Annotated in this window: 11 protein-coding genes; 9 read left to right on the top strand and 2 right to left on the bottom strand. The window is 63.0% G+C overall.

Going from position 1 to position 12,849, the window contains the following annotated elements; all coding sequences use genetic code 11:
- The first annotated feature begins 6 nt into the window (after positions 1 to 6).
- The 7 genes from NKI38_RS05585 to NKI38_RS05555 all read left to right on the top strand — a co-directional run bounded on the left by NKI38_RS05585 (position 7) and on the right by NKI38_RS05555 (position 7,301).
- Positions 7 to 966, top strand: a complete 960-nt coding sequence (locus NKI38_RS05585) for an ABC transporter permease (protein WP_352655467.1) — start codon at positions 7 to 9, stop codon at positions 964 to 966.
- 9 nt (positions 967 to 975) lie between these two features.
- On the top strand, positions 976 to 1,800 hold the full coding sequence (locus NKI38_RS05580; protein ID WP_352655465.1) for an ABC transporter permease: 825 nt from the start codon (positions 976 to 978) through the stop codon (positions 1,798 to 1,800).
- Entirely contained in the window at positions 1,800 to 3,470 is a 1,671-nt protein-coding gene (locus NKI38_RS05575; protein WP_352655463.1) for an ABC transporter ATP-binding protein, read from the top strand. Before NKI38_RS05580 ends, NKI38_RS05575 begins: the two co-directional genes overlap by 1 nt.
- Before the next feature lie 60 nt (positions 3,471 to 3,530).
- Complete coding sequence (locus NKI38_RS05570; protein WP_352655462.1) at positions 3,531 to 4,370, top strand: alkaline phosphatase family protein; 840 nt, start codon at positions 3,531 to 3,533, stop codon at positions 4,368 to 4,370.
- Positions 4,371 to 4,658: 288 nt separating this feature from the next.
- Positions 4,659 to 5,225 carry a sigma-70 family RNA polymerase sigma factor gene (locus NKI38_RS05565; RefSeq protein ID WP_352655460.1) on the top strand — a complete coding sequence of 189 codons (567 nt, stop codon included), beginning with the start codon at positions 4,659 to 4,661 and terminating at the stop codon, positions 5,223 to 5,225.
- Positions 5,222 to 5,890 carry an anti-sigma factor gene (locus tag NKI38_RS05560; RefSeq protein WP_352655458.1) on the top strand — a complete coding sequence of 223 codons (669 nt, stop codon included), beginning with the start codon at positions 5,222 to 5,224 and terminating at the stop codon, positions 5,888 to 5,890. The genes NKI38_RS05565 and NKI38_RS05560 overlap by 4 nt, the downstream gene beginning before the upstream one ends.
- The gene (locus NKI38_RS05555) at positions 5,880 to 7,301 is read left to right on the top strand and encodes a S8 family serine peptidase (RefSeq protein ID WP_352655457.1); all 1,422 of its coding nucleotides are present in this window, start codon (positions 5,880 to 5,882) and stop codon (positions 7,299 to 7,301) included. The genes NKI38_RS05560 and NKI38_RS05555 overlap by 11 nt, the downstream gene beginning before the upstream one ends.
- A gap of 23 nt (positions 7,302 to 7,324) precedes the next feature.
- Here the strand turns inward: NKI38_RS05555 and NKI38_RS05550 are convergent, their stop codons facing one another.
- Entirely contained in the window at positions 7,325 to 8,671 is a 1,347-nt protein-coding gene (locus tag NKI38_RS05550; RefSeq protein ID WP_352655455.1) for an NAD(P)/FAD-dependent oxidoreductase, read from the bottom strand.
- A 170-nt stretch (positions 8,672 to 8,841) separates the two neighbouring features.
- On the bottom strand, positions 8,842 to 9,864 hold the full coding sequence (locus NKI38_RS05545; protein ID WP_352655453.1) for a LacI family DNA-binding transcriptional regulator: 1,023 nt from the start codon (positions 9,862 to 9,864) through the stop codon (positions 8,842 to 8,844).
- Positions 9,865 to 10,228: 364 nt separating this feature from the next.
- Here NKI38_RS05545 and NKI38_RS05540 point away from each other — a divergent pair, with 364 nt between their 5' ends.
- Both NKI38_RS05540 and NKI38_RS05535 read left to right on the top strand, forming a co-directional pair.
- On the top strand, positions 10,229 to 11,584 hold the full coding sequence (locus tag NKI38_RS05540) for an ABC transporter substrate-binding protein (RefSeq protein ID WP_352655451.1): 1,356 nt from the start codon (positions 10,229 to 10,231) through the stop codon (positions 11,582 to 11,584).
- Positions 11,585 to 11,835: 251 nt separating this feature from the next.
- Positions 11,836 to 12,849, top strand: coding sequence for a carbohydrate ABC transporter permease (locus NKI38_RS05535; RefSeq protein WP_352655449.1), 1,014 nt, complete (start codon positions 11,836 to 11,838; stop codon positions 12,847 to 12,849).

Below are 12,849 nucleotides of genomic sequence, written 5' to 3'. Positions count from 1 at the left end.
GCGGAGATGTCCTCACCCATCTTGAAACTGGTGGCCCAGCGCGTTGCGCTGGGCATTCTCCTCTTGTTGGCCGTTTCGGTCCTGATCTTCGCCGGCACCCAGATCCTGCCCGGCGACGTCGCACAAGCCATTCTTGGGCAATCGGCGACACCGGAGTCGCTCGCCAATCTGCGCGAACAACTCGGGCTCAACCAGCCAGCCTATATCAGATTTTTCCATTGGCTGGGCGGCGTGCTGACCGGCGATCTTGGTACGGCCATGTCGAGCGGGCAGGATATCGCAACGTCGATCAAGGGCCGGCTGTGGAACACGCTGTTCCTCGCCTTCTGGGCGGCGATCGTCGCCGTGCCGCTGGCGATCATCCTCGGCCTGATCGCGGTGCGCTACCGCAATGGCTGGGTCGACAAGCTGATCTCCGGACTGGCGCTTGCCTCGACGTCGTTTCCCGAATTCTTCATTGGCTATGTGCTCGTCTATTTCTTCGCCGTGAAATGGCAGATATTCCCCGGCATCTCGACCGTCTATGACGGCATGCCCTTCGGCGAACGCATGCAGGCGATCGCCTTGCCGGCGACGGCGCTGACGCTGGTCGTGCTCGCCCACATGATGCGCATGACGCGTGCGGCGATCCTCAACGTCATGCAGTCGGCCTATGTCGAGACGGCGGAACTGAAAGGCCTGTCGGCCTTCAACGTCATCCGCAAGCATGCCTTTCCCAATGCCATCGCGCCGATCATCAACGTCGTCATGCTCAACCTCGCCTACCTGATCGTCGGAGTCGTCGTGGTCGAGGTGATCTTCGTCTATCCGGGCATGGGACAGTATCTGGTCGACCACGTCACCAAGCGCGACGTGCCGGTGGTGCAGGCGGTCGGCCTGATCTTCGCCGCCGTCTACATCAGCCTGAACATCATTGCGGACATAGGGGCTATCGTCGCCAATCCGCGTCTCAGACATCCGAAATAGGGGGCGGATATGCTCGATATCAAACGCATCCCCATCCCCGCGCTAATCGGCATCGTGCTGACGGCATTGTTCGTGCTGGCGGCGGTCTTCGCACCGTGGATCGCACCGCACGGCAATGGCGAGATCGTCGGCGATGTCTGGGAACCAATGTCGGCCAGCCATTTGCTTGGAACCGACAATCTCGGCCGCGATCTCCTGTCGCGCATGATCTACGGCGCCCGCATCACCCTGTTCATCGCGGTGCTCGCCACCGCGCTGTCGTTCTCGCTCGGCGCCATCCTCGGCTTCTCGGCGGCGGTCTTCGGCGGCTGGTTCGATACGCTGCTGTCGCGTCTCGTCGATCTGCTGATGTCGATTCCGACGCTGATCATGGGCTTGGTCGTGCTCTCCGTGCTGCCGACCAACCTGGTGACGCTGATCCTGGTGATGGGCATTCTCGACTCGACCCGCGTCTACCGCCTGTCGCGCGCGGTCGCCGTCGACATCAACGTCATGGACTATGTCGAGGCGGCAAAACTGCGCGGCGAGGGCAGCGCCTGGATCATCTTCCGCGAAATTCTGCCCAACGCATTGTCGCCGCTGGTTTCGGAACTCGGCCTGCGCTTCATCTACGCCGTGCTGTTCCTGTCGACGCTGTCATTCCTCGGCCTTGGCGTGCAGCCGCCCGACGCCGACTGGGGCGGTATGGTCAAGGAAAACAAGGACGGCATCGTCTTCGGCATCGCGGCCGCGCTCATCCCGGCGGCGGCGATCGCCCTGCTGGCGATTTCCGTCAACCTGGTCGCAGACTGGGTGCTCAACCGGACGACAAGCCTCAAGGGAGGACGCGGGTGATGGCCGACAGCAAAGCGAAGCCCGGGCAACCGAAGTCAGGCCTGCTGCTCGACATCCGCAATCTGCGCATCGAGGCGACTGTCTTCCCGCCCGGCGAACCGCCCAAGAACATCGTGCTGGTGCACGATGTCTCGCTGACGCTCGAGAAGGGCAAGGTGCTTGGGCTGATCGGCGAATCCGGCGCCGGCAAGTCAACCATCGGCCTGTCGTCGATGGGCTATGGACGCGGTGGTGTGCGCATCACCGGCGGTGAGGTCATCCTGAACGGCCGCGACATCCTCAAAGGCGGCAAGGACGGCTTCCGCAAGCTGCGCGGCCGCGAGGTCTGCTATGTCGCGCAGTCGGCCGCAGCGGCCTTCAACCCGGCGCACCGACTGATGGACCAGGTGGTCGAAGCCACGCTGCTGCACGGCACCGCGACGCGCGCCGAGGCTGAAAAGCGTGCCGTCGCACTGTTCAGGAAGCTCAGCCTGCCGAACCCCGAAACCATCGGCGAACGCTTTCCGCACCAGGTCTCGGGCGGCCAGCTGCAGCGCGTGATGACGGCGATGGCGCTGTGCTCGGAGCCGGACCTGATCGTCTTCGACGAGCCAACCACGGCGCTCGACGTGACGACCCAGATCGACGTGCTGGCGGCGATCAAGGACGCCATCCGCGATACCCATGTGGCGGCGCTCTACATCACGCATGACCTCGCCGTCGTCGCCCAGGTTTCCGACGAAATCATGGTGCTGCGCCATGGCCGGCTGGTCGAATGGGGCGGCACAAGGCAGATCATCAAGGAGCCGCGCCAGGAGTACACCAACGCGCTGGTGTCGGTGCATGAGATCGAGCATGCCGAACAGAAGCCCGGCACGACGCCGTTCCTGTCGGTGAAGAACGTCACCGCCGCCTATGGCCGCAGCCACATCAAGGTGCTGAAGAACGTCTCGGTCGACATCTATCCGGGCCAGACGCTGGCCGTCGTCGGCGAGTCGGGTTCCGGCAAGTCGACGCTGGCGCGCGCCATCACCGGGCTCTTGCCACCCGAAGAAGGGACCGTCACCTTCGACGGGCGTCCGCTGGCAAACCGGCTGGCCAACCGGCCGAAGGAGGATCTGCGCCAGTTACAGATGATCTATCAGATGGCAGACGTGGCGATGAACCCGCGTCAGACCGTCGGCACCATCATCGGCCGGCCGCTCGAATTCTATTTCGGCATACGCGGCCGCGAGCGCGACAGACGCGTCGCCGAACTGCTCGACAAGATCGAGATGGGCAAAGGCTTCTCCGACCGTTATCCGGCCGAGCTTTCCGGCGGCCAGAAACAGCGCGTCTGCATCGCCCGCTCACTTGCCGCCAAGCCGAAGCTGATCATCTGCGACGAGGTGACCTCGGCACTCGATCCGCTGGTGGCACACGGCATCCTCGAACTGCTGCTCGAGCTGCAGAAGGAGGAGAACGTCGCCTATCTCTTCATCACTCATGACCTGGCCACGGTGAAGTCGATCGCCGATTCGATCGCTGTGATGTACCGCGGCGAGGTGGTGCGTTACGGCCCGAAGAGCAAGGTGCTGGCCCCGCCTTTCGACGCCTATACCGACCTGCTGCTTTCCTCGGTTCCCGAGATGGAGATCGGTTGGTTGGAAAAGGCGATCAAGGGGCGGCGCATGGCCAGTGCGGGGAATTAGGGAAATCGTGGCATAAGCCGCGAAACCACCCTTCAACGACAAAGCCTTCCGGAGTCGCCCATGGCGCTCGCGACAAAACTGTTGCTGATCATCCTTGACGGCGTTCCCTACAGGAACTGGCGCCGGCTGATGGGCAATCTCGAAGGCTGGGTGCAATCGGGCGAGGCGCGGGTCTGGAAGATGCGCTCCGTGCTGCCGTCGACCTCGGCTTGCTGCTATGCCTCGATCCATACCGGGGTTTCGCCCCAGGTGCACGGCATCCTCTCCAACGAGAACCGGTTCCGCGTGGCGCAGCCCGACATCTTCTCCGAAGTCAGCAAGGCCGGCGGCAAGACCGGCGCAGTGACCCATTCCTACTGGTCGGAGTTCTTCCGGGCCTATCCGTTCGACCTGGTCGAGGACATGGAATTCGATGAGCCAAGCGGGCCGATCACGCATGGCCGCTTCCACACCATGACCGGTTACAATGCCCGCAACCAGATGACGCCGAGCGACGTCGACCTGTTCGCGACGCTGACCATGCTCACCAAACGCCACGGCATCGACTACGGCATCCTGCACACCTGCACGCTGGATTCGATGGGCCACCGCTTCGGCCACGACTGCCACGAGATGGACCATGCCGTCTATGCGATGGACGGCATGCTGGCCGCCTTCCTGCCACGCTGGATCGAAGCCGGCTATGAGGTGATGGTCACCGCCGACCATGGCCAGACCGACCGTGGCCATCATGGCGGCCATGACGATGAGATGCAGGATTTCGCGCTGTATTATTTCGGCCCCGGCGAGGGGCCGCAGGCCGATACGCTGCTCGACCAGCTGCAGCTTGCGCCGACAGTGCTGAGCCGGCTGGGTGTTCCCGTGCCGGAGACGATGAACGCGAAGCCGTTTTTGGGGTGAGAAGCGGTCCGCGTAGTGGACGAAAGCTAATTTGCTTGGCTTTTCGAGCTTCGAACGCCCCCTGAGCCTGCGAAGGCGTCCCGGCGTTCGCCGGCCTTTCATCGTGCCACTGGCACGATGAATTCGCTTCGCGAACCGGCTGCTCGCCCCACAAGGGGAGAAGGGAAGATCCTGCCTCTGGCAACACCTAATGACTTCGGTTAGCCTCCCAAAATTCCTTGGCGGAGGATGAACCTTTTTGGGCCGATCAGCGACAGAGCAGACAGGAGCCAGGCGGCTCGACCGGCCATGACGGCAGCGACGGAGACCGATCGCGCGCTTGTCGACCGGGTCGCGAAGGGCGACCGTGCCGCCGTGCGGCTCCTGTTCATGCGTCACCACGCGCGGGTCTACCGCTTCGTGGCGCGCCAGACGGGATCGGAAATGATGGCTGACGACATCGCCAACGAAGTGTTCCTCGAGCTATGGCGCCAGGCGCCAGGTTTCGAGGGACGCTCCGAAGTCTCGACATGGCTGCTCGGCATCGCCCGTTTCAAGGCGCTGTCCTTGCTGCGCAAGAAGAAGGAAGCCTGGATCGACGACGAGGCCGCCGCCGCGGTGCCCGACAGTGCCGACACGCCGGAAGTCGTCACCATGAAGGAAGACAAGGCTGCCGCCTTGCGCCGCTTCGTCGACGCCTTGCCGGAAGAACACCGCGTGGTGATCGATCTTGCCTATTATCATGGACAGTCGGTGAGCGAGATCGGCGAGGTGCTCGACATTCCGGTCGCGACCGTCAAGACCCGCATGTTTTACGCCCGCAAGAAACTCGGTGAGGCCCTCAAGGCCGCCGGTTACGACAGGGGGTGGCCATGAGCGCCGCTGAAAAAATGTCGCGCCGCGACGAAATGGAAATGCTGCTGCCGTTCTATCTGAACGGCTCGCTGGAAGGCTCGGACCTGGAAGCCGTCGAGGAATGGCTGGCCAGCGATCCGGCGGCACTTGCCGCCCTTGGCGAGGCGGAAGCCGAATTCTCCGGCACTGCGGCCGCCAACGAAGCGATCCGTCCGCCCGCCGATGCGCTGAGCCGCTTCGCCAGGGCGCTCGATGCCGAGGCCGGACCGGCGCGAGCGCCGGCAGGATCGTCCTGGCTGGCGCAGGCCTGGGGCCGCTTCATGGCGGTGCCGGTCGGCGTCGCCTGGGCCGCGGCCGCGGTTCTGCTGGCCCTGGTCATGGTGCAGTCATTTGTCGGGTCCGGCGGCAAGGGCAATGATTTCGAGATTGCCGGCGCGCAAGACGATCTGGCGAAAATGCCGTTCGCCCTGGTCAAGTTCAAGCCGGATGCGAAGATGTCGGACATTTCCGCCTTCCTCGGCAGCAACGGGCTGAAGATAATCGGTGGGCCGACCGCCGACGGCGTCTTCCGGCTTGGCATTCCCGCTACGACCGCTGCCGACTACACCAGGCAAATCGGCCTTGTTGCCGCCCAGCCTTTTACGGAGACTGTGATCGAGGGAAGGAAACCGGTTGATGGCGGCTGAGGCGGTCATTCGATTTGCGGCCATGCTTGCGGCGGCGATGACAATCGCCGCCGTGCCTGCGTCGGCGCAGACCAGCGCGAAGCCCGATCGGACGAAAATCGACTGCCGCGACGAGGCCAATGCGTCAGGAGCCGACTGCGCCAAGGGTGACGCGAAGAGCGCGACGGATACAGCGCAGGCCGGCGCGGTGTTCTTGCCGGCTCTGATCGTCGACCTGTTTCCCAATCCGGCAGCGCCTCCGGCACCGGTGCCGACGCCACGGCCGGCGCCTGCGGCGCCGCCTGCCGATACTCAAGCCCGCCCTCCGCCTGGCGGCCCGATCGTCTCTCCGACCGATCTCGTCGCCGTTCAGCCGCCGCGCGCGGTGGTCGGCGATTTCGTGCCGGACGAGGTGCTGGTGACGGTCGACGGCGATGCCGGGGCGGTGCAGCAGATCGCCGCTTCCTTCGGCCTCCAGGTGCGCTCGCAGCGCCAGTCGCGGCTGCTTGGCAGCACGCTGGTGCGTTTTGGGATTCCCGACGGCCGGCCCGTCGGCGTCGTGCTGGCGCAACTCGCCGCCGACGGCCGCACCCAGCGGCGCGAGCCCAACCATGTGTATTCGCTGCAGCAGGCCGCCAGCATCGTAAACTATGCCTTCGACCGCATTGCGCTCGATGCCAAGCAGGCCAGCGGCGAAAACGTCCGCATCGCGGTGATCGACACCGGCATCGACGACACCAATCCGGCGCTGTCAGGCGTCATTGCCGAACAGTTCGACGCCATGCCGGACGTGCCGATCGAAAAGCGCGATCACGGCACGTCGATCGATGGCCTGATCGCCGGCGTCGGCGCACTGGAGGGTATGGCGCCTGGTGCCAGGATCTACCACGCCCGTGCCTTCGAGGGCGGCAAGTCGACCATGGACGTCATCCTGGCGGCGCTCGACTGGGCGGCGGACCAGGACGTGCGTATCATCAACATGAGCTTCGTCGGGCCGAAGAACGATCTGCTCGGCGTCGCCTGCCGCAATGCGCGCGCGCTCGGCATGGTTCTGGTCGCCGCCGCCGGCAATAACGGGCCGAAGGCGCCCTATGGCTATCCGGCCGCCTTCGACGGCGTCATCGCCGTGACCGCAACCGATGCCAAGGACGGGCTGATGCCGCAGGCCAATCGCGGCGCCTATGTCTTCATCTCGGCGCCCGGGGTCGAGATGGTGGCGCCGAGCGGCGCCGGCTCGGACGTGGTCACCGGCACCTCATTTGCCGCGGCAATCGTGAGCGGCGCCATCGCCAATCTCATCCATGCCGCACCCGATCGCTCGGCCGACGACATCGAAAAGGCGCTCGCGGCGACGGCAAGAGATCTCGGCCCTAAGGGGCGCGACAATGATTTCGGCTACGGGCTGCTGGACATCAAGGCGGCGGCGGAATGATCCTGGGCGACATGCACCAAAATTTACAGGGCCGGACCTAACCGAACGGCGCTTCCATCATGGAAGCGCGACAGTCGGAAGCGGCTGAGGTCATGCCCAGTCTCGTTTCCCTGAATCATGTCGGAAACGACGCGACCGATTCCAGGTCCGATACCGAACCCGTGGCCGCTCATTCCCGTCGCGACGAAAAGACCGCCAACTGCCCGCACGTGATCCACGACGGGGACGACGTCGGGCATGGCGTCAATCATGCCGCCCCAGCCTGCCTTTAGACGAACTGTTTCGAACTGTGGAAAGAGGTGTCTGAAATTGCGTTCTATCGAACGCAGACCGGAGCATTCCGCGGCTGGGTTGAGTACCCGCATTCTCTCGAAAGGACTCTGTGTATCCGGTGCCCAATCGCGCGGCGTCGACCAGCTATCAGGATAACCCGATGGAGCGAACGGAAAATAGCGGGTTCCGAGCGGATTGGCCATGAAGGCGGGAAGATACTTGGTGGCGTGCCGGAATGCGTCAGGCCCCAGGTAGAGCAAATTACTGCCTCCCGGGGCGAGCGTGTATCCGCCATCTTGTCTGCGCCTGAAAGCGATGTGTTCTTCAGCTGCCGCACCTGCATAGATTTCAGGCATGGGTTCCGTTGCGGCTACGGTTACCCTGACGCTGAGTTGGGGGATGGACACGCCGTGTCTTCTCAGGAACAGGGATGACCAGGCGCCGCCCGCGACCAGTACGCTGGGGGTCTCGATGTGTCCCGCCTCGGTCCACACGCCCCTGATCCTGCCAGCTGAGATTTCGAGAGTTCGCGCTGCGCAATTCTCTACGATTTTGGCGCCATTTCGGACAGCAAGCCGAGCAAGTGCAGGCACCGCCAGCCAGGGCTCCGCGCGCATGTCGGAGGGCGTCGTCATCGCGCCCTGGAACTTGCGCGACATGCCTTTGATGAGTTTCGCAGTTTCGTCCGCGTCCAGGAGGCGCGTGTCGAGCTCATGGATCGCGGCGATCTTCATGAACTCTTCGAAGCCGGTCATGTCCTTGTCCGAGTTCGCCAGGTAGGTCACACCTGTCTGGTTCAGCCCGATGTCTTCGCCGCATTCCTCGGCCAGCTGCCGCCATAGGCGACAAGCCTCGATAACGATCGGCAGCTCATCTGCGTCTCGTCCCTGCTTTCGAATCCATCCCCAATTTCGAGAGGACTGTTCGGCCGCAACGCGTCCTTTTTCCAGCAGCGTCACCGGAATGTTCCGCTTGGCAAGAAAAAGAGCTGTCGTTACGCCGATGATACCGCCACCGACAATGACCACCTCCGAAGTCTTCGGCGGTGGTCCAGGATGTTGGATTGGATCCGCTTCGGAGAATGGGAATTTGGGCAAGTGGCGCATCCTGGAGGGCTGATTGATGGCTCTGGTTTACTGGTTGCCACCCTCCAAAAGCCAAATCAAGGTCAGGTGCAGGCAGACCATTGTCCCACGACATGCAATCGATCTTCCGGCGACGCCGCAAGGGGGCGAACTTAGCCTTTCGGAGCGATTGGGTTTGATCCCTAGCCAGGCGCGCCGGCGACCGATCCCCTGACCACCAGGTCGACAGGCCAGACTTCCCCGCGGGCGCCCTCTTCCAGCCCCGAAATCCGTGCCGCCAACCGCTCGGCGACGCGGGCGCCGGCGAGGCGGATGGATGAGCGCGTCGTCGACAGCGGCACCGAAAAATTCTCCGGCCTCAGCCAGGGGAAGACATCGTCATGGGCGATCAGCGACACGTCGCCCGGAATGCTCAGGCCAAGGTCGCGCACCGCACGCACGACGCCCAGCGCCATGATCAGGCTGGAGCAGGCGATCGCCGTCGGCGCATCGTCCTCTTCCAGCAAACGCCTGGTGGCGCGATAGCCATTCTCCTCGGTCATATCAACGGAGCAGACGTGGCGCTCGGCCAATGTCAGCCCGCTCGCCACGAGCGCCCGGCGCACACCGCGCTCGCGATGGATGGCAAAGGTCTCGCGGTCGTCGCCGTTGATCAGCGCCAGCCGCCGGTGGCCGAGCTGGATCAGCAGCCTCGCCGCCTCGCGGAAGGCGCCCTCATTGTCGATGTCGGTAAAGGCATAGTCGAAATCGAAGCCTTCACTGCGGCCATGGACGATGAAGGGAATGCCGAGGGTGTTGACCAGCGCCACGCGCCGGTCGGCAGGCCTTGGTGAGGAGATGTAGACGGCGTCGACCTGGCGGTTGGCGACGATGCGCCGGTAGGTCGTCTCCTGATCGTCGGCGTCGGCCGGCGACAGCACCAGATCGAGCTCGTGCGAGCGTGCATAATCGCCAAGGCCGGACAGGAACTCGACGAAGTGCGGATCGATGTCGACGGATGCACCGGTCGGCAGGACATAGCCGATCATCCCGGTCTTGCCGGTCGCCAGCCGGCGCGCGCTGGGATTGGGGCGGTAGCCGTGGCGCTTGGCGGCGTCCATGACACGCCTTCGCGTTTCCTCGTTGACCTCAGGATAGCCATTCAGCGCGCGGCTTACCGTAGTCTGCGACAGTGCCAGCATATGGGCAAGCTGCTTGAGGTTCACGAAAACTCTCCATCTCCCTCAAAGCGCTTTTAAATTGAATCGACCCAAGTGCCGTCGGGCTTGGGCCATTCGACAGCGGACCATAAGCGTGGTTCAGAGGTGTTTGAAACAAAAATTGCTGCTGCACTGCCATAAAAGCATGTTGCGGCGCACTTTTCAGGCCGCAAACGCGTCAGATTAAATCGATTAGCCCGGCTGCCTCTTGACTTCCGGCCGATTCAATGGCGAGATCAAAAAGGCCAAAGCGCTTTGGAAGACTCTTCGAAAGGTTGCGATTCCTTTCTGACTGAGTCACAGTCCTGCGGCGTCGGCGGGCGGAATGGAGGTTCCGTCCGGTGTGTATGATCCACTGGGAGGAATACCGATGAAGAAAATGCTTTTGCTGGGTGCCGCGTTTGCCACGCTCGCCCTGAACGCGCCCGCGCATGCCGAACTGAAATTCAAGCCGGGTGAGGACAAGCGCTTCAACTGGGCGAACTACGAAGAGCTCAAGAAAGTCGATCTCAAGGGTGAGACGCTGTCGATCTTCGGACCATGGCGCGGTGAGGACGAAGGCCTGGTGCGCGGCGTTCTCGACTATTTCTCGGAAGCCACCGGCGTCGAGATCAAATACTCCTCCTCGGAGAATTACGAACAGCAGATCGTCATCGACACGCAGGCCGGCAGCCCGCCGAACATCGCCGTGCTGCCGCAGCCAGGCCTGATCCAGGATCTCGCATCGAAGGGCCTGTTGACGCCGCTCGGCGATGACACCGCCAAATGGGTCAAGGACAATTACGGCGCCGGCCAATCATGGGTCGATCTCGGCACGTTCAAGGACAAGGACGGCAAGCCGGGCTTCTTCGCCTTCCCCTACAAGGCCGACGTGAAATCGCTGGTCTGGTACTCGCCAGACAATTTCGAGGAAGCCGGCTACAAGGTGCCGAAGACGCAGGAAGAGCTCGCCGATCTCGAAAAGAAGATCATCGCCGACGGCGGCAAACCGTGGTGCATCGGCCTCGGCTCCGGCGGCGCCACAGGCTGGCCAGCGACCGACTGGGTCGAAGATTTGATGCTGCGCACCCAGTCTCCGGAAACCTACGACAAGTGGGTGAAGAACGAGATCCCGTTCAACGACCCGGCAGTGGTCAGCGCCATCGACATCTTCGGCAAGATCGCGACCGACGACAAGATGGTCGATGGCGGTGCCAAGGCAGTTGCGGCGACCGACTTCCGCGACAGCCCGAAGGGCCTCTTCTCAGTGCCGCCGAAATGCTACCTGCACCACCAGGCGTCGTTCATCCCGACCTTCTTCCCGGAAGGCACCAAGATTGGCCAGGACGCGGACTTCTTCTACTTCCCGCCCTATGCATCCAAGCCTGAACTGGGCACGCCCGTGCTCGGTGCCGGTACACTGGCGATGATCACGAAAGACAGCAAGAGTGCCCGCGCGTTCATCGAATTCCTGAAGATGCCGCTCGCCCATGAGATCTGGATGGCCGAGGGTGGTTTCGTGACGCCGCTCAAGTCGGTCAACAAGGATGCCTATGCCAGCGACGCGCTGAAGAAGCAGGGCGAAATCCTCGCCAACGCATCGACCTTCCGCTTCGACGGTTCCGACCTGATGCCGGGCAAGATCGGCGCCGGCGCCTTCTGGACCGGCATGATCGACCTGGTCGGCGGCAAGTCCGCGCAGGATGTCGCCACCGACATTCAGAAAAGCTGGGACGCCATTAAGTAGGCAAGTCGCCGATTGTTCGGCTGGACGTTTGAACTATCGATCCTGACTGGATCCGGGCCCCTGGGGCCCGGATCCAACCGGCGGCCCGTGCCGCGGCGACTATCATGAGCACACAGACATCCGGCATGAAGCGCGACCAGCAAAGAGGAAGACCTGTCTTGCTTGGCGATGGCGCTCTGAACAACTGAATCGGCGCATCTCACCGCCCTGACCGTTCGGCCTTGGCTAGTGATGCGCAGGGGGAGGGACCCATGGCGGCTCAGATTTTCTCGGCCATATTCGTCATCATCGTCGGCGTCGGCGGTTGCGTCGCCTATTTCTGGGGCGCCAACAGACTGGTCGACCTGATATTCCCGTCGCGCGGCGTCGCCGGCGCCGCGGCCATCGACAATCTGCGCCGGCAAGGGCTGGTCAGGCCATGGCTGTTCGTCGGTCCGGCGATGATCATCCTGACCATCTACCTGATCTATCCGGTGGTCGAGACGCTGCGGCTGTCGTTCCTCGATCGCGGCGGCGTCAATTTCGTCGGCTTGGCCAACTATCAATGGGCCTTCGGCGACCGTGAATTCCGCAACTCGATCCTCAACAACATCGTCTGGCTGGCGGTGGTGCCCGCCGCCTGCACCTTCCTCGGGCTGATCATCGCCGTGCTCACCGACAAGATCTGGTGGGGCACGATCGCCAAGAGCCTGATCTTCCTGCCGCTGGCGATCTCCTTCGTCGGCGCCAGCGTGATCTGGAAATTCATCTACGAGTATCGCGGCGAGGGCCAGACGCAGATCGGCATCCTCAACGCCATCATCCAGCATTTCGGCGGCCAGCCGCAGGTCTGGATATCGCTGCCGTTCTGGAACAATTTCTTCCTGATGGTGATCCTGATCTGGATCCAGACCGGCTTTGCCATGGTCATCCTGTCTTCCGCCCTGCGCGGCATTCCCGAAGAAACGCTGGAAGCCGCCGTCATCGACGGCGCCAATCCATTCCAGATCTTCTGGAAGATCATGGTGCCGCAGATATGGGGCACCATCGCCGTCGTCTGGACCACCATCACCATCCTGGTGCTCAAAGTGTTCGACATCGTGCTGACCATGACCAACGGCCAGTGGAACAGCCAGGTCCTGGCCAATCTGATGTTCGACTGGATGTTCCGTGGCGGCGGCGATTTCGGCCGCGGCGCCACCATCGCCATTATCATCATGATCGCGGTCATTCCGATCATGGTCTGGAACATCCGCCAGGCGAACAAAGAGACGGGAGGACATTGA

It is taken from the genome of Mesorhizobium sp. M0621, assembly GCF_040320745.1.
Lineage (GTDB): Bacteria > Pseudomonadota > Alphaproteobacteria > Rhizobiales > Rhizobiaceae > Mesorhizobium.
The sequence above is the reverse complement of the archived record's forward strand: the minus strand, read 5'-3'. Positions and strand labels throughout refer to the sequence as shown.

Bases quoted from the DNA above. Each gene is read 5' to 3' on its own strand.
- NKI38_RS05535 (WP_352655449.1), top strand. From the start codon at position 11,836: ATGGCGGCTCAGATTTTCTCGGCCATATTCGTCATCATCGTCGGCGTC.
- NKI38_RS05560 (WP_352655458.1), top strand. From the start codon at position 5,222: ATGAGCGCCGCTGAAAAAATGTCGCGCCGCGACGAAATGGAAATGCTG.
- NKI38_RS05585 (WP_352655467.1), top strand. From the start codon at position 7: ATGTCCTCACCCATCTTGAAACTGGTGGCCCAGCGCGTTGCGCTGGGC.
- NKI38_RS05580 (WP_352655465.1), top strand. From the start codon at position 976: ATGCTCGATATCAAACGCATCCCCATCCCCGCGCTAATCGGCATCGTG.
- NKI38_RS05570 (WP_352655462.1), top strand. From the start codon at position 3,531: ATGGCGCTCGCGACAAAACTGTTGCTGATCATCCTTGACGGCGTTCCC.
- NKI38_RS05555 (WP_352655457.1), top strand. From the start codon at position 5,880: ATGGCGGCTGAGGCGGTCATTCGATTTGCGGCCATGCTTGCGGCGGCG.
- NKI38_RS05565 (WP_352655460.1), top strand. From the start codon at position 4,659: ATGACGGCAGCGACGGAGACCGATCGCGCGCTTGTCGACCGGGTCGCG.
- NKI38_RS05540 (WP_352655451.1), top strand. From the start codon at position 10,229: ATGAAGAAAATGCTTTTGCTGGGTGCCGCGTTTGCCACGCTCGCCCTG.
- NKI38_RS05575 (WP_352655463.1), top strand. From the start codon at position 1,800: ATGGCCGACAGCAAAGCGAAGCCCGGGCAACCGAAGTCAGGCCTGCTG.